The following is a 26,669-nucleotide window of genomic DNA, read 5'->3' as shown; positions in this document are numbered from 1 at the left end:
AAATGTCGAGAATCGGGCAAAATCAGGGCTGACACCCAAAGCGCTTGGAGGGAATAACCCGCGCTGTTTCCCCTGCCCAACATCGCTTTTGCCGCTTCTTATAGCAAAACCGGTGGAATCCCGCCTGTTTTCGCAGATGCAGCGAAAGTTTTCTTGTCTAATAATTAGGCGGAGGCTTAGAACGAAATGAAAGCTATCAGCCTGGTGGGATTGACACGGACGTCGCGCGAAGGTTCTACAACCATAACGCGATCAGCCGACGAAGTGTCATGAGTACCAGAGTAATAGTGCAAGGGGCGGTGTCAGTGTTTTTTTATTTGGCGACCACGTTAACGCGCGTTCAGAAACGGACGGTATTCGTCCTTCTTGACGTATTGATGATCCCGCTTGCGTTGTTCGCGGCACTCCTTCTGAACAGCTCGACCTCGCCGCGTTTGGCCCTGATGGCCGAGCTGATGCCCCTGATCGGGGCAATGGCGCTGATCGGGACGGCGTTTTCCTTCTACCTCTCCATTCCGCATATCAAGCTGAACGCCTACGAGACACGCGGCATCATCCGGACAGCACTGCAAGCAGTTGCCCTGGGCATCATCGGTGCCGTGCTGAACGGGCTGTTCACCCCCAGAATACCGGGTGAAGTATTCTTCATTTTCGCGATGTTCTACCTGGTGGCCAGCGCCACCTGGCGCATTGGGCTGCGCCAGTTTCTTCTGGCCTATGTCTATCGTCACGGGCAGCGGCGCATGCGTGTTCTGATCTACGGTGCGGGACAAACCGGCCAACAATTGGTGGCCGCCTTGCGGACGGACGATACGGTGCTGCCGGTGGCCTTCGTTGATGACAACCCGACCTTGCAAAGCCTTATGGTGGCCGGCCTTCCGGTCCATGCGCCAAGCCAGATCAAGGAGCTGATCACGCGCAAATCCATCGACCGGGTCGTGCTGGCCATGCCGTCGCTGACGCAGTCGCGGCAATCGCGCATCGCTCTTGGCCTGCGGGAGCTGGGCTGCGAAGTCCACGCCCTGCCCTCCTTTGCCGAACTGGTTGGCGACGGCGAATTGGGCAAGCGCGTGACGCCGGTATCGCTGGACGATCTGCTGGGCCGCAACAGGCTGGAATCTGAATTGCCGGGCGTGAGCCACGCCTATTCTGGCCGCCGCATCCTGATCACGGGGGCCGGCGGCTCTATCGGATCGGAACTTTGCCGACAGCTGATCGCCTGCCGCCCACATTGCATCGTCCTGTACGATCATTCCGAGCTGGCGCTTTACAATATCGAGAAAGAAATCCGCGAACTGGCTGCCGACCTGACGGTCGTGCCGATCCTCGCCAGCATTTGCGACGACGACACCGCGCGCCAGGTGCTGGCCAAATACGATATCGACGTTGTGCTGCATGCCGCCGCCTACAAGCATCTGCCGCTGGTCGAATGCAATGCGATTGCGGGCCTGCGCAACAACGTGATCGGTACCAAGATCATGGCCGATGCCGCGCGAGATGCCGGGGTCGAGCGTTTTATCCTCGTCTCGTCGGACAAGGCCGTGCGCCCGACAAATGTCATGGGCGCTTCGAAACGTCTGGCCGAACTTGTCGTGCAGGATCTTGCGACCCGTTCCGCCAATACACGCTTTTCCATGGTGCGCTTCGGAAACGTGCTGGGGTCTTCCGGCTCCGTCATTCCTCTGTTTGAAGAGCAGATCGGGCGCGGCGGTCCTGTCACCCTGACCCACGGATCGGTGACACGTTACTTCATGACCATCTCCGAAGCGGCCCGACTGGTGCTGCTGGCGGGCTCCTTCGCGCGCGGCGGGGATGTCTTCGTGCTCGACATGGGGGATCCTGTCCCGATCAAGAAGCTGGCCCGCCAGATGATCGAGGGCGCAGGCCATACTGTACGGGACGCCGAAAACCCTGACGGCGAGATTGAAATTCTTATCACCGGCCTCCGCCCCGGTGAGAAGCTGCATGAAGAGCTCTTGATCTCACCCGACATGCTGACGACGCCGCATCACAAGATCCTTCGCGCTCAGGAAGGCTACCTTTCTGAGATCGAGATTGCCAATGCCTTGAAGGACCTGAGGCGCGCCATCGAAACTCTGGATGAAGAGGCCGCCAAGGCTGTGATCAGTCGCTGGGTCGAACAATGCCCCACAAAGGAAAAGTCCGTCGAGGAAGCTCAAATTAGCTGAGCAAGGGTGTTCGCGGCACTGCTGGTAAAGCCAGCATTTCCCGGGTCGGTCAAATTTTAGCAATAGTTCGCATTTTCGCCAGATTTCTTCCAATTTCTGCCGGAGTCCTGCCCGAGAACCGCTCCATCTGACATCCAGATTGAAGCCCGCGCATGAGCGTGGCTCGCATGGATGGCTGAAATGAGGCTTGGTTTCGAAACAGTTCTGGTATTCGGTTCCGCACATCAGATGGCTCTGGTGTCCGCTTTCGAAGTATTGGAAAGCAACGGTCGCACCTGGCTCTATGCCGCGTCCTCCGCGACCGGGACGATCACCTCTTTCCAGCTTCGTGAGGATCAGGGCGCGGCGCGGCGCGGCGAGACCGTGATAAACGGACTGGGCCAGACCTTCGCCACCGCCGATATGGAAATCATCTCGCATCACGGCGAGACGCATATCGTGTCCGCCGCCAACAACGGGGCAAGGCTGGATCTGGAGGCGCTTGGCGCAACCGGAGCAATGAGCGCAGCCGGAAGCCTGCCGCTGCCATCCTATGTCAGCGACGTCAGCCGCATTGCCGCTTTCGACATAGGGTCGCGCCAGTTCTTCGCGAGTGCCGCACATGATGCGGATGGCATCGTTATCTGGGAGATTTCGCCGGATTGGACAGTGACCCAGCGATCCGTACAGCTCGACACGCCGAAATCCACCGCCGAGGATGTTGTTGACCTTCTGCCGGTCACCGTTGCCGACAAGACATTCCTGATCTCGGCCTCGGTGTCCGAAGACGGGATGACAAGCTATGGCGTTTCGAAAGGCGGCGCATCCTGGCTGATCGACACGCTGGGCCACAAGGACGGGCTTTGGGTTTCGGGCGTGGATTCCATGGTCAGCGTCAGCGTTGCGGCGCAATCCTATGTCGTCACCGCATCGACGATCAGCGACTCTCTCACCTCTGTCCGGGTGAATGACATGGGCGTGCTGTTCATCGAAGATCACATCATCGACACGCCTCTGACGCGCTTTGCGAGTGCGGACGCCCTTGCCGGGTTCGAGGTCGGACAACGGGGATTTGTGCTGGCGGGTGGGTCGGACGACGGCATCAGCCTGCTCGAAGTGCTGCCGGGCGGCGAGCTTTATCATCACCATGCATTGGCAAACCAGGTCGGCTGGACGATCGAGAACGTGACTGCCATCGGAACGGTGCAAGTCGGCAATGATCAACAGATTTTCGTCTCGGGCGCCGGGGGTGAGGGCCTCACCCAGTTGACCATCGACCGCAGCACAATCGGCGGACAGTATCTTGGCACCGGCGGAGTCGACAGGCTCACGGGCAGCGCGCGCGACGATCTGCTCATGGGTTATGACGGGGCGGATTGGCTGGAAGGCGGCGCAGGCGACGATGTATTGATTGCTGGTGCGGGCGAGGATCGGCTGACCGGAGGCGCCGGTGCTGACACTTTCGTCTTTACCCGGGATGGCGACCGAAACACGATCACCGATTTCGAGCTGGGGACGGATGTCGTCAACATCGATGACTGGGGCATGATTTATGACATGTCAGAGCTTTTCCTGCGCGAACGCAATTACGGGCTCGATATCCACTGGCAGGACCAGCACCTGCGCATTCAGACCATGGACGGCCAGCCGCTCGATCCAGACGATTGGACGATCTATGACATTCTCTTCTGAGATGTTTGCCGGGGCTTAGTGCAGGAGGTCAAACTCCGCCGCACCGGCGCGCAGGTTGATCGCGTCCTGACCGGCACCATCAATCAGAACCCAAAGTATCTGACGAGTAGGCGCATATCTGACAAACGCTTCGGGCAGACCGATCTCCCCCACCCCAGCGATCTCGGCAAAACTGACCCGATAATCTGCGCGGGCAGAGCCCAGGAGCCCTGTTTGCAACAGATCGCCCTCTGCCGCGTTATAGTCCCGTACCCAATCAGTTCCATGCCCCTTCACCCCGACATGATAGAATCGGTCCGCCCCTGCGCCCCCGTTTAGCCGGTCAAATCCGAACCCGCCATTGATGAAGTCATCCCCGTTGCCACCGGACAAACGGTCGGCCCATGCAGAGCCGGTCAGTACATCATCACCGTCACCGCCCATGACAGTGTCTACCCCGAACCCTCCGGCAATCGTGTCGTTCCCGGCATCGCCGCGCAACTCGTCGTTTCCGTGGCCACCGTCGATGCGGTCGCCGCCGAAACCGCCGTAGACCAGATCGCGCCGGTCATTGGAGCTTTCTCCCCCGTAAATAAAGTCATCACCATAGCCGCCGTACAGCGTATCCGCACCGTCGCCACCGAATAGGCTGTCATTGCCGTTGCTACCACGGATCACGTCGTTACCGGCTTCGTAACTTCCGCCGCTCGGACTTCCTGTCGGGTTGAACCCCAATGACACGCTGGCCTCGAACTGCTCGCCCTCGGGGATTGGCGAGAAATCGAACTTCCGAATTTCCGCGAAGTAGGTGCCACTCTGTTCGACCGAAATGTCCAGGTAAGAATCCAGCTTGGAACTGCTGCCTGCCCCGCCAACGGAAGATTGCCCCGCATCATCATTGCTCGCGATCTCATTGCCCTGCGCATCCAAAAGGCTAAGCACACTGTCGAAACCACCCGGGTCCGTGTCGGCATAGTCGATGTCAATCACAAGGCGTTCACCCGCAGCGATATCCAGAGCAAGGTACACAAAATCGTCTGTCGCCATGGTGAAGCTCGCCGTCAAATGCGGGATGGTCGTTGCTTCGCCTATGTCCGCGTCATCCAGCAGGCTGAAACCTGCATCCATCCGAACCGCTGTATACCCTTCGCGTACGGCAGCCGGAACGACGACCGTCCGGTCAAGATTGGCCACCCCGTCACCCAACGGCAGCCGCGGCCCAATATTATCGCCATAAAGGAGGTCATCGCCGTCATCCCCGTAAAGCTGATCATCCGACCCAAGGCCAATCAAGGTGTCATTCCCGTCCAGCCCGATCAGCGTATCGCTGCCGGAGGCACCCTCCAACGCTTCGCCCAGCGCCGTCCCGGTCAGGGCAATGCCCGCGACCCCGGGTACCAGGCTGAGGTCGACCAGACCGTCGGCGAACTGCGCAAGTTCGACACGCACCAGGCTGTCGGTCCCTTCCCCCGCATGGGAAATCGTGTAGGCACCGTTTCCGGCGGCTGCGATGGTGTAGAAGGCGCGTTCGTCCGAAAACCCAGCAGTATCCAACCCTGCACCACCTTGAAGCACGTCGTCGCCCAGCCCGCCGATCAACAGATCATCGCCAGCCGCCCCGGTAAGCCGGTTGTCCAGCTCGTTGCCGATAAGGATGTCATCCTTCGTCCCGCCCGTCGCATTTTCTATCTGGGCGCCATGTGCGATGGAAAAACCGCCATCGATGCTTTCCCCCGTTGCCGTCAATACGCGCGAAAAGAACCCGCCGGCGTGGTAGTCGGGGAGCATTGTTTCGGTCCGGATCTCCTCGGACAGGGTCGCGAAACGCTCTGTCAGTTGCAGGGCCCCAAGCGAGGGGGCGGCGTCTGCGGCCAACATGCTGCGGTCGAGGGTGGCGTCGTTGAGGTTGATCAGCACCGCCCCCGAAAGTCCAAGGTAGCGGATCGTGTCCGTGCCACCGGAATCCCAAATTGACGCGTAGGCACGTCCGATCTGCCAGTTGTTTTCGCTCAGCGTCAGGGCCCCCTCGCGGGCGTCGCGCAGGGTGTAGACGGAGTTCTCGGCCGCGTAAGTTTCAACGCCGTACTGGGCCTGCAATGCCGCGATGTCGATTGCCATCATCGTGACAGCATGCCCGTAGGTGTAAGCATTCGAGGCGCCGTTATAGGACATGACCGTGTAGCGTTCGTTGTCGAGTGCCTCGCCTATGCTGGGCAGCACGTCGCCATTGTCGTCGAACAGGTGTTCAAGGCCAAGACCATGACCAATCTCGTGGATCAGGACCCAGTTGAGATATTCACCGCCCCCCGTCTCTGGTCTGGCACCAAGAGACGTAAGGTCCGAATTGAAAGCTCCGAAACCCCAGTAATCGTTTCTGCCCCGCGAGACGCCCCCGGGGAACATGTGGTAGCCTTCAAGCGACGCGTTCAGGCTATGAGAAGAGGTCACCAGCACGAATTCGGCCGTGTCTTGCGCCTGCGCCGAGGCCGTAACGCGAGCGAAATCGGTGTTAACGACACTGTCAATCATCTCGAACGCCTGGATGACTTGCGCGGAATATGCAAAAGTCTGATCCGGCGCGCCGCTGCTGTCGAAACGCGCATTGTAGCTGTTCCTGAAAATTTGCGAAAAACCCAGCGTGTCCTCGTCACCCAGATAGTATTGCAGCGTGGGGTCGGCCCACACGGCCCGGTAGGTAAGATCCGCAAGAAGGGTCCTGCCCGAAGCGGGTATGGAAGCGGGGATTCGGGCGGCACTCGTAATATCTGACATAAGAACAGGTCCTGACTAAGCTTTGGCGCTCTTTAGGTTGGAGCGCCTCATTCAAAAATCCTTGGGGACAATTCAATGGCAAGGCGCAGGTTAGATGCAAGCGCGTCAAGCGGAAATCGGCCGATATGGGACTTTGCGCAGTCATCCCCTGCCTTACGACAGAGATGAAGAACGCCATTTACTTCCGGATTGGGCCGATCTTCCGGCACAAAGGTCGTGAAATAGGCCGTAACTTCGCCTTCACGAAGCGCCAAAATCCGGTTCGGCACCGTGCGTTTGTCTGGTCCCGGCGGGTCCATCACCTGTGGCCCAATACCAAGGGCCTTTGCCACCTTCGTCACATCCGTCAGCCGCCTTTCGGCTGTTGGCGATGCGGCAGAGATCAGGATTGCCGCTTCGTCGGGAAGGAATCGCAGTCGCCCGGCCTGAACCGGGTTCACATCCGCCGGCGCCGAGAACCCGCGGCCGATCCAGCCTAACGGGGCGCGGAGTTCGATCGGCTGATTTTGTCCGGCGGACACTGCAATCGCCATGAAAAGACCTCCCACGATCGCTAGGCTCGTACCGACGAGGAGGCACCGCGCCACGCGGGCGCTTTGCGTTTTGGATTTGGCGCGCGACTCTCGCAGATCTTTCCTCGTCTTGCCTGATTAGCCGCGCTGAGGTTCAAAACTCTAAGGGTCGGTACTGCGGCCAAACTGCGTGCAACTATATGGATATGTCATACGCCTGACCAGACACGATGAGTGTAAGCGTATCTTCCCCACCACCGTCTACAAGCGCCCACACGATCCGTCCCGTCGGCCTGTAAACGATGTAAGCCTCCGGAATTTCCGGATCGCCTTGCCCCCCTTGTGCGGTCAGGTGCACTTTGAACAACTGGGGAGTTGCCCCGGACTGGCCGAAACCGAGTGTATCGCCCTCCGCGTGGGAGTAATCCTTGATCCAATCGCAACCGTGGCCCTCGACACCGACGTGGAAGAACCTATCCGCGCCCGCGCCACCGATAAGCCGGTCAAACCCGAAACCGCCATTCAGGAAGTCGTCACCGTCCCCGCCTTGAAGCCTGTCGGAAAAGGCGCCACCACCCAGCGTGTCGTTCCCGGCCTGCCCATTGACGTTGTCTGCGCCGAAATCTCCTTTCAGATTATCGTTGCCGAAGCCGCCATAGACGTCGTCATTACCGTAACCCGCATCGACCCAGTCATCGCCATTGCCGCCATAAATCACGTCCCGTCGGTCAGCACTGGTGGCACCGCCAAAGATGAAGTCGTCACCGCCCCCCCCAGACAGCGTGTCCGCCCCGTCACCGCCAAACAGGTGGTCGTCACCATCCTCGCCGCGCAGCGTATCATTTCCGCCGAGCGCGCTTAGTTTGTCTCCCTGTGGCGTGCCCGTCAGCAGGTCGGGAGCATTTGTGCCGGTTTGAGTAAGACCACTGATTGCGCTCAGCCCGTCGACTTTGCCGTCGCGCATCTCATACACCCATAGACCGCGCGCACCGGTATTCCCAACAGTGTCCGGCAGGTCCAGCAAGGCATCGGGATGACCGTAAGGCGACACCCACTCTTCAGTGACTAGTCGTTTCGACGAAAGCAGCGCCCGACCGCCGTCATCCAGATATCCTGTGCCTTGTGTCCATTCGATGCTTTCATAGCGAAAGACGATATCCACATCGCCATTGCCACGATCGAAGAGTTGCACCTGAAAGAAGTTGGTCACTTCGGCATTTCGGCGATAGGCACCGACGTCGGCCCAAGTCACCGTTACCACGTCGCCCGCGGGATCGATATCGACCCAGATGGCGCCACTTTCCGCGCCTTCCCCATCCAGCCGCGTGTCAACGTCCGACCAGAAGGGGGCGATCACGTCCTGGCCCAATGTCAGATTGTCCGTGGTCGGGTAGAGTTCCAGGGGCTGGTCGAAAGACAGCGTACCGTTGGTGTTTACATATAGCGCCTGCGCGCCATAGCGCGTCCCGAAATAGTTCAGCCCGTCCTCGAATACCTCGGACAGGTCAAGACGCAGCGCATTGTCATCGCCGCGCGGCAGTTCAATTTCACCGTACCCTGCGGCACCACCTAACCCGCGCACGGCCGTTCCGTTACCCGTTACCGGCATGACCTGACCTTTTTCCTGTTCGGCCAGAGAATGCCTCGTCCGGGTTAGCGAGAGGTGAACACGCGCCCTGCCGGTGTAACCAATTTGCGAGAATTGTCAGAAAACGCCGTGGTCAGGCGTTCGGGCCAAATGTGGGGTCGTGCCGCCACGACCCGGAGCGGAAATGAAAAGAGCGCGGTTGCCCGCGCCCTTTCTCCAAGTAGGTTTTAGTCCCGTTTTACAGTACGAAATCGCCCGCAACCAAAGAGGTCACGTTGTTCAACTGAATGCTGAAATCGACAACCGTGTCGCCGTTGGTATCGCCCTGCACCCATGTGGTGGTGCCGAAATTCACCCAATTCAGCTGTCCGGCGATGCCGGAGAATGCGCCGTTTCCGATATAGGTGAAGGCCTGATTGCCGCCCACGGTGGTGTTGGCATCGATCCCGACAAGGTTGATTTCGTCCACGCCGCTGTCGAAATCCTGGATGATGTCCCGGTTGGCGATCGTTGACTGGCTGGTGTTCGTATAGACGAACGTGTCGGCCTGGGTTCCGCCATACAGGATGTCCGCACCGGTGCCGCCATTGATCTGGTCGACGCCTGCGCCACCGTAGATGGAGTCGTTGCCGGCCCCACCTGCCAGGTTGTCGTTGTCGTTTCCGCCACCAAGCAAATCGTCACCATAGTCACCAAGGACGGTGTCATCGCCGTCGCCGCCAAGGACGGTGTCCCCCCAGCCGCCGCCGTTGAGGAAGTCATCCCCCCCGGCGCCTTCGATTCTGTCAGAGCCGGCATAGCCCTGAATGACGTTGGCATTGCCATCACCGAACAGATTATCGGCATTCGAAGACCCAAGAAGGTTCTCGAAGTTGAGGGCATAGTCAGATCCCTGGCTCGCGCTGACGAACTGGAAGGCTCCCTGATTGGCCAGGCTAAAGTCCACGCCATCAGACGAGAAATAGTAGTTCAGGAAGTCATTTCCGCCCGCGCCACCATCCATGGTGTCATTGCCGCCACCGCCATAGACCCGGTCTTCGCCATCTTCCGCAGCAAAGTAGTTCGCAGCGTTGTTTCCGAACAACCGGTCATTGTGGTTGGACCCAACCACACCTTCGACACCGAAGATCGTATCAGTGCCTTGGTTCGATGAGACGAACTGAGCCGTGGTGATCGCCAACCGCACCTGAACCCCATCGGTAGAGTTTTGGTAATGGGCAAAGTCGAACCCGGACCCACCGGCCAGCGTGTCATTGCCAGTACCGCCAAGCAGCGTGTCGTTATCCGCGCCGCCGTAGACGCCGTCATTCGCAGACCCGCCTTCAAGCCAGTCGTCGCCGCCCTGACCCGACACGGTATCATCGCCGCCCGACCCGAGGATCGAGTCGTTACCCAGACCACCGTAAAGCTGGTCCAGGCCGTTGCCGCCGTAGACAGAGTCATTGCCGTCGCCTGCATTCACTGTGTCGTTGCCACCGTAGCCATAGATTGCGTTGGCATTGGCATCGCCGGTCAGCGTATCGCCATAGGTCGCACTGCCCTGAAGATTCTCGATGCCCGACAACGTATCGATGCCCCAGGCGCCGGTGTTCTGCGCTGCCAGGTTCGACAGATCGACCGTGACGGCACCATCGGCATTATAGTAACCGGCCGTGTCGATCCCGGCGTCGCCGAAGATCAGGTCGTTGCCCTCACCCCCAACCAGCGTGTCGTTGTCACCGCCGCCGCGCAGGGTGTCGTTGTTATCGCCGCCCGTCAGCAAATCGTTGCCCAAACCGCCGATAACCGAGTCGTCTCCCCCCTGACCATTCAACACGTCGTTGTCAGTGTTGCCGTTCAGCGTATCATTGCCAAGACCACCTAAGAGCGTGTCATCGCCCGAGTAGGAAGTGATCGAATCGTTCCCTGACGAGCCAGACAGGGTCACATCGCTGTAGGTGCCGTCTTCGATAATGTAGAGGCGATCGTCATTGACGTCTTGCCAGTCCTGGAAGGTGAAGCCGGAGGCATCGAAGCCGCTGGTGCCGTTGGTGTAGACGACAAACCAGTCGTTCCCGCCGCCGTTGGAGCCGTCGATGTGCAGCGTCGTGCTAAGGCCTGTTACGCCGAATTGATCGGCGTTGACGCGAACCTGTTGAGTGTTCGCCGTGTCGAAGTTGCCGAACTCCACCTCTTCGATCGACAGCAAGCTGTCGTCTTGGAGTGTCAGAACGCCGAGCCCTTGCCAATCGAGCGTATCCCTGTCCGCGCCACCGTCAAAAACGTTCGCACCGTTGGCATCGGAGGCTGCGGAGATGATCAGCCAGTCATCGCCAAGGCCGCCTTCCAGCGTGTCCACGCCGGCAAGACCGTTCAGCGTGTCTTCGCCCGCAAGACCGATTATGTGGTTGGCACCCGTCGAACCGGTCAAGTTGTCCCCGGACGCGGCGATGTTGGTGCCGGTTACATTCTCAAACCCGTCGATCGTATCGGGGCCCGAAATGGTGTTGGCGCCCAGATTGACACTGACGCCGCTCGCATAACCGTCGCTCGCAAGGTAGAGTAGGTCGGTGCCCGCGCCGCCGATCATCGAGTCGGTGCCAAGCCCCCCCCGGATCGTATCATCCCCATTGCCGCCGTTCAGCGTATCATTACCGGAATTGCCAAAGATTGAATCTTGTCCGGTCGTGCCGGTGATGTTCTCATTCGACCCATCGCCATAAATATAGGTGTAGTCCTGATCTCCCTGACTCTGGATCGTCACCCCCGACAGGTCAAGCGTGGACAGTGAGGTCATATTGACAAAGATTCGCTCTAGCGTGTTGGAGTCAAAATCAAAATCAAAGGTATCGAACTGGGTGATCTGCGTGTCGTAGAAATAGGCATAGCGGTTGATCGTCGGGTTTGACGCTGTGCGGAATTCGATCTCTTCGAAGTTCTGCACCGTCTCGCTGCGGAAGTCCCATGTGCCAGAGACAGCCTCAAGCTCCAGCACATCTATGCCGTTGCCACCATCGAACAGGATGGCAGGGTTCACCTCGCCCGGGCTGACAACAACGCGGTCATTGCCGTCATCGCCCACCACATAAAGCGTATCTGCCGTCGTGATGATGGTATTCGCTTCGGGTGTGCCCACCTGATAGCCATTGGCGTCGGCGGGATCGTTTGTCTCGTTACTGTCGCGCGGATCCCAGATGGCAGTGTAGATGTCATCATCAGCACCGTTGTTGAACTCTGCCGTCCAGGTCAATTGGACCCGGCCGTCGTCCAACCCGATTGCGGAAAGGTGGTCAAGCTCGGTGGCCCCCCAATTCTCGACGTCGAATTCACTGCCGATGCGCGCCCCGGAGTTGGAATAACGCTGGCCATGAATGTCAAAAGTTTCATCATCGGACCAGAACACGACAAAGCCGTTGTCGCCCGCCGACGCGATGGCGGTGTTTTCCTGATTGCCTGCGACCGTCGTGGCGGGCGTAAAGGCGCCGGTAACCGGAGTACCAGTAGAGGTATAAATCCGCGCCCGAACACCAGAGTTGCTGCCGCCAGATCCGTCGGTTGTCCAGCTGACAACAAGGTTGCCGTTGGACAGTTCGGTAACATAGGTGTCGCGCGCCGTGGGCAGCCCGCTATCTACCAGAACGTTGAAAACGGTCGAGCCGCTCGAGTTGAGGATTTCAAGATAGACCTGGTCGTTACCGGAATCGATATCGACATAGGTGACCGCATAGCGGTTGCTTTGCTCAAGCGCGGCAACCTCAACCCCGGTCACGCCTTCGCCCGACCCGGTTACACCGGCGTATACGGTGAGTTCGGCTCCCATCGTGCCCGTCGTCGGATTATAGGTGCGCGCCAGAACATCGCCATTCGTCACGTCCAGCCAAGTTATCAACGAACTGGTCGAAGACAACGAGGCCACTTGTGGCGCCAAATGAATTTCGTTGCTGGCATTGTTGTGGATCGTCGCGCCCCGCACGTAAGCCCCGCTATCGCTGTGGGTCTCAACGACGATGTCGTAGTCGATCACGACGGGCGGACCAGGGATAATATTCGCATCAAGATAGGTGACGACAAAACCGCCACCTTCGACCGCTGCGATTGATGCACTGCTTTCGCCATGCGCGTTGCGAAGGGTGTTGAGCCGGAATTCAGCGCCAACCTCGTTGCCCAGTGGATCAAATATCTGGCCGATGATGTCGGTGCCGCCGGGGCTGCCCACGCCGGTATCGTCAGTGGACGTCCATGTGATCAGGACGTTGCCATTGCTCAGCTGCGTGATGTCGCTGTCATAATATTGCTCGGCGGTGCCGTTGTTGACCTGGAATTCGTTGAGCCATTCAAGTGGGGTGGTAACCATAACGCGGTTCCTTTCAATGCAGTCCCCTGACAAAAAGGGGAGCCAAAAAACGAACGCTTGAACCAGAGAAAGCAACGAGAGGTTTGGTACTGAAAAACAGACGGCCGGCCCAAGCGACAGGTAACGTGGGGGAATGCTACACCGGGCACGCAAGCAACCAACAGTAATGAATTGCCTACCATCCAAAAATAGGGGGGTGCGGCGCGCATCCGCCCGGCGCAGGATTCTTCATGGTTGAATCGCGCGGCCCACAGGTTGAGCATGTCACGCAAGGTAAACCTCTCGCGGGTGCTGGTTCCGTGGTAATTAGCGCGTTGCAAACTTGGGCGAACATGCGATAACGCGCCCAATGATCGGGTACGTCAATTGTCTATCGCTGCGAGGCCACCTTGAAGAATATCAAGTTCAACGAGTTAAAGGGGCAGCACGCGTTTTTCGGCCCCAGCATCGAAACCGCTGTCAAACGGGTTCTGGAATCGGGATGGTACATTCTGGGCCCGGAGCTTGAAGGGTTTGAGCGGGAATTCGCCGAATTCAACGGAAACAAGCATGCCATCGGCGTCGCCAACGGCACCGATGCGATCGAGATCGCGCTGAACGCTTTGGGGATCGGTCAGGGTGATGAAGTCATCACCGTTGCCCATACCGCCATCGCCTCTGCCGTCGGTGTGGTCCAGTCCGGCGCGACGCCGGTCTTTGCAGACATCACGCCTGATACCTATTCCATCGACCCCGCCCATGTCGAAAGCCTTGTCACCTCCCGCACCCGTGCGATCATGCCAGTGCATCTTTACGGGCATCCGGTGGACCTGACCGCGATGAAGGCGATCTGCGAAAAACATGGGTTGGCGCTGGTCGAGGATTGCAGTCAGGCGCATGGCGCGCTGTTTGACGGTCGCAAGGTCGGAACGCATGGCGACATCTCGGTTTACAGCCTGTACCCTACCAAGAACCTTGGCGCATACGGCGATGCCGGCGTGATCACCACCGATGATGCCAACCTCGCCGACATCTGCATGAAAAAGCGCAACTACGGTCAGCGCGCCACCTATTATTCGGTGATGATGGGCCGCAACAGCCGGATGGACGAAATCCAGGCCGCGATCCTGCGCGAAAAGGTCAAGCGCCTTGATGAGATGACCCAGCACCGCCAGAAGATCGGCGCCAGCTACAAGGCCAACATCAAGGGCCTGACACTGCCCGTGACGCTTGAGAATTGCAGCCATGTCTACCACCTCTTCGTGGTCCGCTCTGAACGCCGCGACTGGTTGAAAGAGCAGATGGCAGAGCGTGGCGTGGGCACGCTGGTGCATTACCCGCTGCCGGTCCACATGCAGGAAAGCTTTGAATTCCTCGGCCTGAAAGAGGGCGACCTGCCCGAGACCGAGCGCGCCGCCAAACAGGTTCTGTCGCTGCCCCTGCACTTCTCGCTGACCGACGAAGATATCAGTTATGTCGCGGAAATGGTGAACGAGGTCGTCGCGAGCTCATGACCAATTGGGAAGGCAAGAAGGCGCTCGTCACTGGTGGGCTTGGGTTCACCGGAAGCAATCTGGTGCATGGGCTGGTCAACGCCGGTGCACAGGTCACGGCCGTTGACAACATGCTGCCAGATTACGGCGCCAACTACTTCAACCTCAAAGGCATTGAAGACAAGGTCGAAGTCCACAAGAATTCCGTCACCAATGCCGAGGCGATGAACCAACTGGTGCAGGGGAAGGATTACGTCTTTCACCTTGCCGGGCAAGTTGACCACATCCTGAGCCAGACCAACCCTTTCATCGATATCGATTTCAACGTCGTCGGCACCACCGTGGTGCTGGAGGCTGTGCGCAAGTTCAACCCCGATGCGCGGTTTGTCTATACCGGCACGCGCGGGCAATACGGGTCGGTCACGGACCTGCCTGTCACCGAAGATGCCCCTACCAACCCCAAGGGCGTTTACGAGCTGACCAACCTGACGGCAGAGAAACTCGCCTCGATCTACAATGACAATTACGGCGTGAAGTCGATCATGCTGCGGATCTCGAACTTGTACGGGGAACGGGCGCAGATGAAGCACCCGCGCTACGGCGTGGTCAACTGGTTCGTGCGCCAGATCATCGACGGTCAGACCGTCAAGATCTTCGGCCCGACGATCCTGCGCGATTTCCTGTATGTCGGCGATTGCGTCGAGGCGATCATGCAATGCGCGCAGACAGAGGCCGCTTACGGCGAAGCCTTCAACCTTGGTGGCGACCGCCCCTACAGCTTTGGCCAGCTTGCCGATACGATTGTCGAGGCGGGAGGCGAAGGACGTTGGGAACCCGCTGAGTTCTCGAAAGAGCGCAAGATCCAGGAACCCGGCGACTTCTACCCCAGTCTGGAGAAGATCAACCGGATCACCGGCTGGTCGCCGCAGACCTCCCTGCTGGACGGGCTGCGCGGCACCTTTGACTACTACCGAAAAAACAAGAGCCATTACTGGTAAGCGCCGCGAAGGCGACCCCGCCCGAGTAGCGACATAAGAAGAGTACGAGGAGGAATCCTGCCAATGTCACAGAACCGCAACCTGTTTCTGCACCCACCGCTTCCCATGATCAACGGCGCCAAACGCTATGCCATCATCTGGACGCCCAAGGTTGCGAGCAACATCGTCCTGACGTGGTATCTGCGCGATATTGGCCTGCTCTACGCAGCCAACTTCTACAGCGAATGGTCGCACCGTTTTCGCGGCGACGTTCTGGTCAAATCGCAGACCTACAAGGCCTGGCTCGCCGATGCCGCCGCCAACTACCTTGAGTACAAATACGTCAAGGTCATGCGCGATCCGTTCCGCCGCTCTGTCAGCTCTTACCGCCATGCGCTGCGTTTCGATGATACGCGCGTGCAGGTGGAAAAGAAGATGGGCATTGATGCGTCGGAAGGGTTTTCCTATAACACCTTCCTGAAGTTCCTCAGCGAACTGGACATCCGCAACTGCGACATCCACTTCCGGCAGCAGCACCACCCGGTCGAAGACGTGGTGGGGCGCGAGCGCATCGACTACATCCTGCTCGACACGATGGAAGGCGAGTTGATCGATCACCTTGACCGTCGGCTGGGAAATGCGGGCAATGTCGAGACTTCCTCTGACGAGGATGCCGAGCTGAAGGCGCGCGTTGCAGAGAACCTGACCCATATCAGCTCCCTGCACCATGCCAGCTACGGCGGCGATGCTTTCGAAGGCGAGAACTACACGGATCACAAGTTTGCCTGCATCGACCACAAGGAATTTCCGGGCTTCGAGAAATTCGTGACGCCGGAAACCGAACAGCTGGTACGCCAGATCTATGCGGCGGATTTCGCCGACATGGAACACGTACTGAACCAGAGCTGACGACAAAGCAGGTCCCATGGCACCGAATTTCAAAGAGCTGCGTGACCTCCTTTACTTAGGTGCGCTGTACGAACGCTATGGGCATGACGACGAGTCATCGCGCTGCATCGCGCGCGCCTTGCGAGCGATGACGCCCGACCCGGAATTTGCGGAAGGCGACAAGCTCAACCGGCTGGCAAGGTTCGGGGATCAGCTGTGCCAGCGACTGGCACGGCGCGATGCCTATGTCCTGCCGGACCTTCGCCCGGATGACGGCACGGTGATGATCCTTGCCACGCAGCTTTACCCCACGGGCGGGCACACGGCGCTGGTCGCCAATTTCGTGCGCGCAAACGAAGACCGGCGAGTGATTGTTCTGGTCACCCAGTTCGACGGGGCCGAGACTGACCTTTCGACCGTCTTCTGGAAATACCCCTACCTTAACGACGACAACGTCGAAGTCATTGTTCTGGACCCGTCCCGGACATTGCCAGAAGCCGTTGCGGACATCCTCTACGTGACGCGGGAAAACCGCCCGACAGAGATCCACCTGTTCAACCATCCGCATGATGTCGCGGCTGTCACGGCGGCCGCCTCGGTCAATCGCGGGCGCAACGACCCTGTCGGCACTGGCCTGAAGCGCCCACCCGCGAAAACCTGCCCCGATGTCTTCTTCTATCACCATGCGGATATACGCCCGACACTGGGGCTTTCGCTGCCGGGCTGTGTCTACCTGGCGCACAAGCGCGGCATGGTCGACGATTACGATATACCCGGCTCTCGCGGAAAACATTACATTCCGCTGTCTCCGGCGACCTTTACCGAAGAGATACCTGCGCTGACCGAGCAGCAGGAAGATGCTTTGGAAGGCGCGGACTTCATCTCTGTTTCCATTGGCAACAGGATCAAGTTCTTCCCGCCTTTCAGCTACCCGGTGAAATACAAGGAAATCGTCAGCGAGCTTCTGTTGCGCGACGATTCCGTCCATGTGCATATCGGGGATCTGTATCCGGCCGACCTGATCGCAATCCGCGAAGAGTTGCGCCGTCGCATGATCGACGAAGACCGCTTTCTTCATGTCGCCTTCTACCCTTCCCTCGCAAGGTTCATCGACAAATACGCGGTCAGCCTTCTTGTCTGCACATTCCCCATCGGGGGCGGAATGTCCCTGATTGAGGCCCTGTCCCACGGCGTTGCTGTCGCGGCCCACAACCAACCCTTCGAAGCCTTCAGCGAACTTGCCTATTGCCCCCCCGGCGTCATGATCTGGAACACGCCGGATGAGTTGGGCGAGCATGTCGCGGGACTGGATGAAAAGCGTCTGAAATCGCTGCGCGAACAGTCACGACGCCATTTCGAGAAAGAATTCCACCGCGATGTGTTCGAGCAGGCACTCAACAACGCGGTCACTGCCAAGCCGCGCATTGCGACCGCAACTTCGGACCCTGCGCACAAATTGACAAAGTCCGAAATTGACCAGCTTTGCGAACTTGTGGAGCTTACCTGCTCGACGAAGTTCTCCAAACAGCAGCCCAAGGAGATCGTAGCCGGGATCGTAGAGACCGCGCGCCTTCCGGGCGACAACCTTTCGGTCTATTTCGACGATGATTTCTACCGGCTTTACATGCTGGAAGACGGCAAGGATTGGGACGCGCCCCTGCTGCACTACATCCGCGAGGGACATGTGCGGGGGTTACAGCCGCATCCTTTGCTGGATCCGGACTGGCTCGCCGACAGTGCCACGCCGCCAGACGGCACCAACTTGCTGAGCTGGTACGCAAAGCGCAGTCATGCAGAGCCCGCCCATACCCATCCGCTGTTCGACGGCACGTTCTACACCGAAAGCTCGCCCGATGTGCGCGATGCGCGGATCGATCCGCTGCGGCATTACCTTGAATTCGGCTATGCCGAGATGACGGGGAGCCGCATCTACTGCACCCTGATCGACCGCGGGCTGTTTTCTCATTATTGCGGTCAGGCCCTGACCAAAGTGCCCGACCTGCTTTACTACCTCTACTCGCCGGATGCGGCCGAGAAGACGCACACGGTTTTCGATCCGGTTTTCTACCGCCACATCGCCCGGACATCCGCCGACACGAAGGCTTTGCTGCACTACTACCGCCACGGAATGTCCGAGGGTCTGGATTTCCATCCGATGGTGTCCAACGATTATCTGTCGCGACAGCACGGGTTCCGGATCAACTCTCCCTCCGCGTTGAACATCTTCTTCCGCGAGTGGAAAACGATGGGCGAACATATCTGCCCTCATCCGCTTTTCGATACGGAATTCGTCCTTCAGCGTTTCCCGCACCTGTGGCAGGAACCGCTGCACCCGCTGACCTACTATCTGGCGGGGCGCGCAGGTGACATGCCACGCGGGGATTTCGTGGCCAGCGCCATCAAGACCCGTATGCAGTGGGAAACTGAGGGCCGCTCGACAATGGAATCCTTCGCGCGCGACGGCTTCCGACACAGGCTCAGTCTGTCCCAAGAGCATCCGCTGCGCGATGCCGTCGAGTTGCAGCTGTCCCGGTCGATCGGCCAGTGCGATGGTGCCATGGCCGATGCAATCACCGGGGCGAAGACGCGCTTTGCCTTTGGCAAAGGCGTGCGCCGTCACTTTGCCAACACTCTTCTGACGCGGTGGCGCTTCCATGAACCAGAGGCACCAACCGCTTACCCGGCCAACCCGCCAAGCACGCTAAAACCTGAATTTTTCGACAAGCCGCGTTCTTTGGGCTGGACGCATTTCGCGACGCATACCACCCGGAACAACAACCAGCCCATCCATATCCACGAAATACGCAAGGTGGCCGTCGTGGGCGGCTATCCCGGCATGATAGACCTCGACAATAACGAGGTCCTTGTGCCGAAGACGCCCAACCAAACCGATGCACAGCCCTGGCCTGAGTACTTGCTTGGCGTCGAGGCGCAGGGCGATTTCGTACGCTGGTCCTATGCCGATGTCGGCACAGAGCCCATCGCGCATGGCATCCTCATGCGGACTGCGAATGCGCCACAGGGCAACTGGGCAATTGACGTCATCGCATCGCTCATGGCGCTGATGGAGGTTGGCCTGCCTGAAAACGCCCGCCTGCTCGTTGACGAGACCATGGATGCGCGCTGCATCGAGGTTCTTCGGAAGCTTTGCGAAAATCCAATCACCATTCTGCGCCGCGGGCATATTGCCGAAATCAGTCGCCTGACCGTCGTCACGCCCCCGGTTGCCTATGTGAATGCGCCCGACAAGGCCAAGGGTGAGGAGGCCGACAGCTTCCTGAACATTGATGCACTCATGGCGGCGCGTGATGCCCTGCAGGCCTCCTATCTGACCGAGCCGCAATCAACGCGCCCGGTGGACCTGCTGCTGACCCAACAAGCCGACCTTGCCTGGATCAACAACTGGCAGGACCTGAGCACCTTGTTCGACGCCTCCGGGTTCGATGTCGAAAACATCGCGCATCGCAGCATCGCCGAGATGGCCCAGATGATCGGGGACGCACGCACGATCGTCGTCGCGGAGGCCGAACTTGTTGGTCCTGCGTTGATGCTGGCCCGACCCGGCACCCAGATCTACGTGATCAGCAACCTGAAAGAGTCGCAGGATCACAACAGCTGGTACAATATCGCCACGCTGTTCGGGCTGGAGTTCTACTGGATCCCCTGCAGCACCCTGATCAACTCATCCAGCGGCAGCGCCACCTTGCCACCGCTCGTCTACAAGGCCGTGACCAACCACCTTTTTGGATAGATGCCACCCGCGTCGGCATCCGTCTTTCTTTACCTGTGACCCGCGTATGTACCACCGGAGACCTTTGCCATGAAGACACGAGCAAAGCTGATAGAATGCCTCGACAGCCGCCTGATCGAGGACCTGCAGCTCTACCAAACTGCCTTGTCGACATTCGGTATTGTTGCGAATGCCATTGCGCCATCGCAGCTACATGCGATCAGCCAATCGCGCAGCAGCGTCGCCCGGATGCTGTTTGATCATCTCTCGCCCGGTGCTGACAAGACCAAAGCCCCCTCGGACCATGCGCGCGACAGTGAAGCCATCTGTCGAACAGTGTTCATGTCGCAGCCGCATTATCGCATCTGGCTTGGCTATCCGGTCCTTGAGCAGAGCGATGCGGACCAGTCTCTGATCGATACTTGCATGGCCTCTCTGGCCGACGCCGAGGGAATGACCGCTTTCCGCGACATCGCGGTCCTGACGATGTTCCTGTCGCCGCACAAATTGCCCCTTCTGACACCCCGACAGGTTTCCACGATGACCCGGTTCGAGCTGGGCTTCTATCTGGATATCCTGCTCAACCGTCCCGTGCTGCTGACCGAGCAGGATGAAAAGGACTATGGCGAATTTGCCCCAGCCTTGATTGACTGGATCTGCGACCTGCTGGTCGACCCGCTGGTCGTTCCGCTTCAAAAGAGCCTTCTGGACCTCGTGCAGAAAATCAATCTGGGCGAATATTACGTGGCCGAAATCGACGCGCCTGCACTTCTTGTCAAACGCAAGAAGATGATCGACCTGATCCGGGAGATGGATCCGAAGCTGCGGAAGATCCCAGCATTTCACCCTCCGGCGCGTAGCAGGGATCCAAAGCGCAAGATCCGTGTCGGTTTTCTGGCCCGAACCCTGAAAAAGGGGCCCGACAGCGAGTCCCTGTACGCGCTGTTTCGGGATTTCGACACGGACCGGTTCGAAATCTTTGCCTATACGATCGATCATTTCGACCGCGTGGTGAAGGCCGACAAGTCATTTGACGATGCGTTCGACAAGGTGCTCTCAGGTCGCCGTCTGCTGCGCTATGTCCAAGGCACGCAGCATATCGTGGAGAACCTCCGCCGCGACGAGCTTGACATCTTCATTCTGGCCAATTCCACCCATTTCGGGGTGGGGACTGCGGACCTTCTGATCTCGCACCGCGTGGCCCCTGTTCAGATATCCTCGAACACGGTGAACCCGCTTCCGACCTCGGTCGGGGCGTTCGACCATTTCCTGACGTCCGGCTGCCCGGATCCCGCCGACGAGATCGCCTATTCCGACATCATGGAACCGCCGATCTTTCTGAACCCGACCTCTATCTGCTACCCGTTCGGTCTGGGCAAAGAGACACGCACCGTGCTCAACCGGGCAACGATCGGCCTGCGTGACGACGACGTGATGTTCTACAATGGCAGTTCCGTCGACCGGCTGCGCGCGCCCTGCCTGCGGGCCTATATGCGCGCCGTGGCGCAGGTGCCGAACGGCAAGCTGGTCATGGCACCGTTCAATTCTGGTTGGTCGGGGAACCTGCATTCCAACATCTTCTGGGAACGGCTGCGCCGCGTGGCCACCGAAGAGGGTTTTGACCTTTCCAATGTTGTCATCACGAACGAGTTGACGCTGGCCGAGGCGCGCAACCTCGTGCAGATCTGCGACGTCTACCTCACGACCTGGCCGCATGGCGGAGCGACCACCGTGACGCTGGCATTGGACAAGGCCAAGCCCGTGGTCACCACGAAACGCGTATCGTCACGGTCCATCGACCAATTCCTTGTGGGCTCTGTCGGGTTGGAGGAGCTGGTCGCGAAGGATGAAGAAGACTTCGTTCGCATCGCCGCCGATCTTGGCCGCTCGCCAGAGAAACGCGCACAGATCAGCCGGCGGCTTGAAAACTACGAGGGCAAGATGCCTTTCTTCAACGTGGATGACTATTCCACACAGTTTCAGCAACTGCTGCTTGACGTGTGGGACAAGCGATAACTGCGGCGAAACGGGATTTGTCAAAGGGTCGGCCCTGAGGTAATGGGTGCCCCGGATGGAACGGCAGAAAATGATGCGTCAAAGGACCAAAAAGACATGGATGCAATGATTGATCCCAAGGCCAGTATCGGCGCCAATGTGCGTTTCGGTGCAGGCGTCCGCGTCTATGCCAATGCCGAGATCGGTGACAATTGCACGATCGGCGATTTCTGCATCCTTGGCCATCCCGGACCGGGTGAGAACGGTCCGCTGAAGCTTGGCGCCGGCGCCACGGTGCGTTCACATTCCGTACTCTATGAAGGCTCCACCATCGGGCCGAAACTGGAAACCGGCCATCACATCGTCATTCGCGAAAAAAGCCAGATTGGTGAAAACCTGCGCGTGGGCAATTTCTCAGATATCGAAGGCACCTGCAAGATCGGCGACTTCACGCGCTTGCATGGCTATGCCCATGTCGGCAAGGGCACGCAGATCGGTGACTTTGTCTGGCTGTTTTCGCTGACCACCACGATGAACGACCCGCTGCCGCCCAGCCATATCCATGACCCTGTCACCATTGGCGACATGGTCACCGTCTGCGTCAATGCGCAATGCATGCCCGGCACGCAGATCGGCCGCGGTTGCCTGATTGCTGCGGGCGCGCTGGCCGAGGGCGAAATCCCCGAGGGTCAGATCGTCGGCCGCAACGGTATTGAGGGGCCGGTCAACTTTGCCATGCATATGGCCACCCGCACCCGCCATCCGTGGCACAAACATTTCGCCGATGCCTACCCGGACCATGCACAGGACCGGATCAAGGCTCTTGGCGCCGAAATCGAGGCCGCCCTTCTGGCGGCTATGTAAGTGACACTTTTCCAAAGGACTGAGTAAATGGAACGCCAGGAAATCCTCGACACGATGAACCTTGTAATGACCAACAAGGGGCGCGAGCCGATCACCGAAGAAGCCGTTGCCACGCGCGATGCCAACTTCCGCAGCCTCGACTTTTCCGAAGTTGCCCTGCGCATCGAAACCAAGCTTGGCCGCGAGCTGACCTTTGATGCTGCTGCCATGCGCAACATCGAAACGGTGAAGGACGTGCTGGACTTCTTCGAGAAAGCCACGGCCTGAGCCATGCCTGACGTCGCCCATAGCAACGCCATCACCTTTCCCGACGGGCAGGCCAACTGGGCCGCCCTTCTGGCAACCGGTGATGCCCGGCTTGGCGCGCCCGACCGCTTTGACGGGCAGCGCGTGGTGTTCGTGGTCGACACGATGCAAGAGGCCTTCGGCGCGATCATCTACGGACTGACGCACGGGCTGGATTACGGCGTGGTGGAACGCCACCGCGTCTCGCCCGAAGTGGCAGGCCGGTTCGCTGAAAATCACGTGACCCTGTTCGACTGGGCCGGGGCCAGGGTGATGGGCGACGCACAGGATGCAGGTGACATGCTGGAGCCGGGCCGGGTCACGGTCCTGACCTCTGGCACCACCGGTTTGCTGAAGCTGATCCCGCATAGCTGGGAGACGCTCAACACGTTCGACCGCGTGGCCGAGCTGCCGGAAAACACCTGGTTCCTGCCTTACCAGATCGGCAGCTATGCCTGGTTCCAGATGGTTGCGCTCGGGCTGTTCAAGCCCGGCCAGAACCTGATTTGCGGCGACTTCAACGACCTTGCCGCCAGTTTCGAGGCGGCGCTGCGGACCGGGCAGATCACCGCGATCTCCTCTACCCCTACCTTCTGGCGCCATGCGCTGATGAATATCGACTTCGACCTGATCCGGTCCGCGCCCCTTACGTCCATTTCCATGGGCGGAGAGATTGTGGATCAGGCCATTCTGGACGAGCTGGGCGGCATCTTCCCTGCGGCCAGGATCCGCCATATCTACGCCAGCTCCGAAGCGGGTGCGGCGATTGTCGTGACGGATGGCAAAGCCGGGTTCGACGTGAAGTTGACCGACCCCTCCCGCGCCATTGGCGTGAAGGTCGAAGAGAACCGGCTATATATTCGCTCGCCCTATTCCAACAAGGCCGATGCGGCCGGTTGGGTCGATACCGGCGACATCGTGGAACGCCGCGGCGACCGTTTCCTTTTCTGCGGGCGTGCGGGCAACACCATGATCAACGTGGGCGGTCAGAAAGCCTTCCCGCCAGATATCGAGGCATATCTTAACGCGCACCCCAACGTGCTGTGGTCGCAGGTCACGGCGCGCCGGGCACCGCTGATGGGCAACCTGCCGGTGGCGAAGGTGGTGCTGACGAAAGACGCCGACAAGGCAACCGCCGAACGCGATCTGACTGAATATTGTAGCAAAGGGCTGGCCGAATACGCCGTGCCGCGGATGTGGGAGTTTCTTGACAGCATCCCCATGCGCGCAAGCCTCAAGAGCTGAACGCAAGGAACACGCACATGCATACCAACGGACAGAACATCATCGTCAGCGGCGGCTCTCGCGGGCTGGGCCTGCATCTGGTCAGCCAGCTTTTGAAGAACGGCAACAAGGTTGCGACCTTTGCCCGTTCGCGCACGCCAGAAATGGATGCGCTGGAAAAGGAATACGGCGACAGCTTTCACTTCGCATCGGTTGATGCGGTGGATGCGGACAAGGTCAACGCCTTCGTAACAGAGGTTTGCGACAAGTTCGGCGGTCGGCTGGACAGCATCGTCAACAACGCTGCCATCGGTCAGGACCAGCTGCTGATGCACACCGATCTGGATACCATCCAGCAGATCGTGAACATCAATATCGTCGGCCCGACCATCCTGACCCGCGCCGCGATCAAGCGCATGATGCTTCAGGGCGGCGGCAATATCTGCAACATCTCGTCGATCTGCGGATCGCGCGGCTATGCCGGCCTGTCGGTCTATGCCGGGTCCAAAGGCTATCTGGACGCGATGATGCGGGCCTTGGCGCGCGAGGTCGGCGAGGCCAACATCTTCGTCAATTGCGTGGCACCTGGGTTCTTCGAATCCGAAATGTCGTCGGTCCTGCGCCCCGAGCAGCTGAACACGATCAAGCGGCGCACGCCTTCGGGGTCGCTGTCGAATGACGAAAACATCTTCAAGGTCGTGGATCTGGTCATCTCCGGCACGACCAACATGCAGGGACAGGTGGTCTTCGTCGATGGCGGTATCACCAGCTGACTTTTGCTTGAACGTCTCGGGCGGGCGCATTATCGCGGCCGCCCTGCCCGGTCCCGCCACCTATCTGCCCTGCGGAACGCGGCTCGTTTACGTACCGGATGCTGCGGCTGGTCCCGCCACTGCCATTGATGCAGAGCCGCGCGGCGTTCTGCTGCCAGACATTATCGCACGGGCCCTGCCCGGCTTGTCCCCGGAAAGCGCCCAGAAAGCCTGGACCGGGCTTGAAGTCGTCGCAAAACTCACTGGCACGCCGATCCTGACCGTCCTTCGTGGCATGCCGCCTGCAGAGCTGACCCGAATGGACGCACCGTACGCGACAGTCACGTGGGAAGCGTATAGGATCGCGCTTGAACGATACGATACTGATGATTACTGGCTGGCGTTCGGGCGGCTTGCCCTGACCGAAAATAGCTAAGAAGCGTGGTGTCTACGCCCATTTGTGATGCAGGCGGCGGCTGCACCGAAGCCAGAAACCGGGGCCGATATCCTCGCGGTGCACCGTATCCTTGCTCAACGGCGATGCGCTAAGCCGGAACGTCCCTTGCGTCTTTTCAAGCCTTTGCGCCAGACGCTCATTTGATGCGTCGAACCGCTTTCGGATAGCGTTGATCTCTGCCCTTGTGAAAATGCAGCTCGGCCGCTCTCCGAACTCGGCGGTGTAGGCGCCACTCGCCATGTTGACGAGGCTCTTTGTCGCCGTGTCGGGGGCGGCAATGGCGTTCGCAGCCCAACTTCCAAGGGCTAGCGGCGAGGCGTTGGACCGGCCGTCGTTAATCAGCTCAAGATCAGCCACATCAAGACCCGCGCTCAAATGGCGCAGAAAGAACCCAACGATGCCGCCCGGCTGGGACGAAGCGCTTCGGTAGTCGACGAACCGGATCTGTTCGGCAGCAAAGCCGGTCAGCAGGTGGTCGAAGAGCTTCCCGTAATCCAGCCATAGGCCGGATGCCATACCGGTATCGCAGGCATGCTCCACCAGTTCGGGAAGGCGCATTGGCTGCCGGCTTTTCGAGACCTCCAGATAGATCGACTGAAGCAAATGCCATTGCTCCTTGACGACAACCAGAACCTCTACCTCGCTGAAGGCGGACACGATCTCTGACAAAAGCGCCATATCCGTGCGCCCGTCGGGATGCCCTCTGGAAAACTCCTCGCTGGACAAAAAGAGCGTTCGGTCACTATCCGCATGGTCCTTGACCAAAGCGCGCAGGGCGGCCTCTCCGCCTTCGGGGACGTGAAAGTTGCGCGCCAGCTTGGCCCAGTCGGCCACGAGTGCGTGATGCCCACTATGCCGCCCAATACTGGGATAGATCACGCCTGCGTCCCGCAAGAGCGCAGCATTGGCATGCATCATGTCCTGTACCGTGGTGCTCGCCGTTTTATGCGTGCCGATGTGAAGGACGAGCCGCGACACGGG

Annotated in this window: 17 protein-coding genes; 12 read left to right on the top strand and 5 right to left on the bottom strand. The window is 59.3% G+C overall.

The window, feature by feature from the left end:
- Positions 1–269 precede the first annotated feature (269 nt).
- Positions 270–2,189 carry a polysaccharide biosynthesis protein gene (locus EDD52_RS08700; RefSeq protein WP_243651881.1) on the top strand — a complete coding sequence of 640 codons (1,920 nt, stop codon included), beginning with the start codon at positions 270–272 and terminating at the stop codon, positions 2,187–2,189.
- 180 nt (positions 2,190–2,369) lie between these two features.
- On the top strand, positions 2,370–3,860 hold the full coding sequence (locus EDD52_RS24265) for a calcium-binding protein (RefSeq protein ID WP_279389260.1): 1,491 nt from the start codon (positions 2,370–2,372) through the stop codon (positions 3,858–3,860).
- A 15-nt stretch (positions 3,861–3,875) separates the two neighbouring features.
- On the opposite strand, the gene EDD52_RS24260 is transcribed toward EDD52_RS24265, so the two are convergent.
- From EDD52_RS24260 to EDD52_RS08675, 4 genes are all read right to left on the bottom strand, one after another.
- Positions 3,876–6,611 carry a M10 family metallopeptidase C-terminal domain-containing protein gene (locus EDD52_RS24260; RefSeq protein ID WP_132243925.1) on the bottom strand — a complete coding sequence of 912 codons (2,736 nt, stop codon included), beginning with the start codon at positions 6,609–6,611 and terminating at the stop codon, positions 3,876–3,878.
- Positions 6,612–6,658: 47 nt separating this feature from the next.
- Entirely contained in the window at positions 6,659–7,144 is a 486-nt protein-coding gene (locus EDD52_RS08685) for a hypothetical protein (RefSeq protein ID WP_132243923.1), read from the bottom strand.
- Positions 7,145–7,319: 175 nt separating this feature from the next.
- Positions 7,320–8,732: a calcium-binding protein gene (locus EDD52_RS08680; RefSeq protein WP_132243921.1), complete on the bottom strand. Its 1,413-nt coding sequence runs from the start codon at positions 8,730–8,732 to the stop codon at positions 7,320–7,322.
- Positions 8,733–8,949: 217 nt separating this feature from the next.
- Entirely contained in the window at positions 8,950–13,044 is a 4,095-nt protein-coding gene (locus EDD52_RS08675) for a beta strand repeat-containing protein (RefSeq protein ID WP_132243919.1), read from the bottom strand.
- 389 nt (positions 13,045–13,433) lie between these two features.
- On the opposite strand from EDD52_RS08675, the gene EDD52_RS08670 reads away from it, so the two are divergent.
- From EDD52_RS08670 to EDD52_RS08625, 10 genes are all read left to right on the top strand, one after another.
- Positions 13,434–14,537 (top strand): DegT/DnrJ/EryC1/StrS family aminotransferase, encoded by a 1,104-nt coding sequence (locus tag EDD52_RS08670; protein ID WP_207905992.1) that lies wholly within the window; start codon positions 13,434–13,436, stop codon positions 14,535–14,537.
- Positions 14,534–15,514 carry an NAD-dependent epimerase/dehydratase family protein gene (locus EDD52_RS08665; RefSeq protein ID WP_132243917.1) on the top strand — a complete coding sequence of 327 codons (981 nt, stop codon included), beginning with the start codon at positions 14,534–14,536 and terminating at the stop codon, positions 15,512–15,514. The genes EDD52_RS08670 and EDD52_RS08665 overlap by 4 nt, the downstream gene beginning before the upstream one ends.
- A 63-nt stretch (positions 15,515–15,577) precedes the next feature.
- Positions 15,578–16,402 carry a sulfotransferase family 2 domain-containing protein gene (locus EDD52_RS08660; RefSeq protein ID WP_132243915.1) on the top strand — a complete coding sequence of 275 codons (825 nt, stop codon included), beginning with the start codon at positions 15,578–15,580 and terminating at the stop codon, positions 16,400–16,402.
- A 16-nt stretch (positions 16,403–16,418) separates the two neighbouring features.
- Positions 16,419–20,132, top strand: coding sequence for a glycosyltransferase (locus EDD52_RS08655; protein ID WP_132243913.1), 3,714 nt, complete (start codon positions 16,419–16,421; stop codon positions 20,130–20,132).
- 69 nt (positions 20,133–20,201) lie between these two features.
- Positions 20,202–22,127 carry an O-linked N-acetylglucosamine transferase family protein gene (locus EDD52_RS08650; RefSeq protein WP_132243911.1) on the top strand — a complete coding sequence of 642 codons (1,926 nt, stop codon included), beginning with the start codon at positions 20,202–20,204 and terminating at the stop codon, positions 22,125–22,127.
- 96 nt (positions 22,128–22,223) lie between these two features.
- Entirely contained in the window at positions 22,224–22,970 is a 747-nt protein-coding gene (locus tag EDD52_RS08645; RefSeq protein ID WP_165907487.1) for a hypothetical protein, read from the top strand.
- A 27-nt stretch (positions 22,971–22,997) separates the two neighbouring features.
- Complete coding sequence (locus EDD52_RS08640) at positions 22,998–23,237, top strand: acyl carrier protein (RefSeq protein ID WP_207905991.1); 240 nt, start codon at positions 22,998–23,000, stop codon at positions 23,235–23,237.
- Between the two features lie 3 nt (positions 23,238–23,240).
- The gene (locus EDD52_RS08635) at positions 23,241–24,500 is read left to right on the top strand and encodes an AMP-binding protein (protein ID WP_132243907.1); all 1,260 of its coding nucleotides are present in this window, start codon (positions 23,241–23,243) and stop codon (positions 24,498–24,500) included.
- A gap of 17 nt (positions 24,501–24,517) precedes the next feature.
- Positions 24,518–25,252 (top strand): SDR family NAD(P)-dependent oxidoreductase, encoded by a 735-nt coding sequence (locus tag EDD52_RS08630; RefSeq protein WP_132243905.1) that lies wholly within the window; start codon positions 24,518–24,520, stop codon positions 25,250–25,252.
- The gene (locus EDD52_RS08625; RefSeq protein WP_132243903.1) at positions 25,233–25,667 is read left to right on the top strand and encodes a hypothetical protein; all 435 of its coding nucleotides are present in this window, start codon (positions 25,233–25,235) and stop codon (positions 25,665–25,667) included. The genes EDD52_RS08630 and EDD52_RS08625 overlap by 20 nt, the downstream gene beginning before the upstream one ends.
- A 12-nt stretch (positions 25,668–25,679) precedes the next feature.
- Here the strand turns inward: EDD52_RS08625 and EDD52_RS08620 are convergent, their stop codons facing one another.
- Complete coding sequence (locus EDD52_RS08620; protein WP_132243901.1) at positions 25,680–26,666, bottom strand: hypothetical protein; 987 nt, start codon at positions 26,664–26,666, stop codon at positions 25,680–25,682.
- Between the last annotated feature and the right edge of the window lie 3 nt (positions 26,667–26,669).

Source organism: Primorskyibacter sedentarius, assembly GCF_004342065.1.
Classification (GTDB): Bacteria; Pseudomonadota; Alphaproteobacteria; order Rhodobacterales; family Rhodobacteraceae; genus Primorskyibacter; species Primorskyibacter sedentarius.
This window is presented reverse-complemented; position numbering and strand designations above follow the sequence as displayed.

Bases quoted from the DNA above. Each gene is read 5' to 3' on its own strand.
- EDD52_RS08700 (WP_243651881.1), top strand. From the start codon at position 270: ATGAGTACCAGAGTAATAGTGCAAGGGGCGGTGTCAGTGTTTTTTTAT.
- EDD52_RS24265 (WP_279389260.1), top strand. From the start codon at position 2,370: ATGAGGCTTGGTTTCGAAACAGTTCTGGTATTCGGTTCCGCACATCAG.
- EDD52_RS24260 (WP_132243925.1), bottom strand. From the start codon at position 6,611: ATGTCAGATATTACGAGTGCCGCCCGAATCCCCGCTTCCATACCCGCT.
- EDD52_RS08685 (WP_132243923.1), bottom strand. From the start codon at position 7,144: ATGGCGATTGCAGTGTCCGCCGGACAAAATCAGCCGATCGAACTCCGC.
- EDD52_RS08680 (WP_132243921.1), bottom strand. From the start codon at position 8,732: ATGCCGGTAACGGGTAACGGAACGGCCGTGCGCGGGTTAGGTGGTGCC.
- EDD52_RS08675 (WP_132243919.1), bottom strand. From the start codon at position 13,044: ATGGTTACCACCCCACTTGAATGGCTCAACGAATTCCAGGTCAACAAC.
- EDD52_RS08665 (WP_132243917.1), top strand. From the start codon at position 14,534: ATGACCAATTGGGAAGGCAAGAAGGCGCTCGTCACTGGTGGGCTTGGG.
- EDD52_RS08660 (WP_132243915.1), top strand. From the start codon at position 15,578: ATGTCACAGAACCGCAACCTGTTTCTGCACCCACCGCTTCCCATGATC.
- EDD52_RS08655 (WP_132243913.1), top strand. From the start codon at position 16,419: ATGGCACCGAATTTCAAAGAGCTGCGTGACCTCCTTTACTTAGGTGCG.
- EDD52_RS08650 (WP_132243911.1), top strand. From the start codon at position 20,202: ATGAAGACACGAGCAAAGCTGATAGAATGCCTCGACAGCCGCCTGATC.
- EDD52_RS08645 (WP_165907487.1), top strand. From the start codon at position 22,224: ATGGATGCAATGATTGATCCCAAGGCCAGTATCGGCGCCAATGTGCGT.
- EDD52_RS08640 (WP_207905991.1), top strand. From the start codon at position 22,998: ATGGAACGCCAGGAAATCCTCGACACGATGAACCTTGTAATGACCAAC.
- EDD52_RS08635 (WP_132243907.1), top strand. From the start codon at position 23,241: ATGCCTGACGTCGCCCATAGCAACGCCATCACCTTTCCCGACGGGCAG.
- EDD52_RS08630 (WP_132243905.1), top strand. From the start codon at position 24,518: ATGCATACCAACGGACAGAACATCATCGTCAGCGGCGGCTCTCGCGGG.
- EDD52_RS08625 (WP_132243903.1), top strand. From the start codon at position 25,233: ATGGCGGTATCACCAGCTGACTTTTGCTTGAACGTCTCGGGCGGGCGC.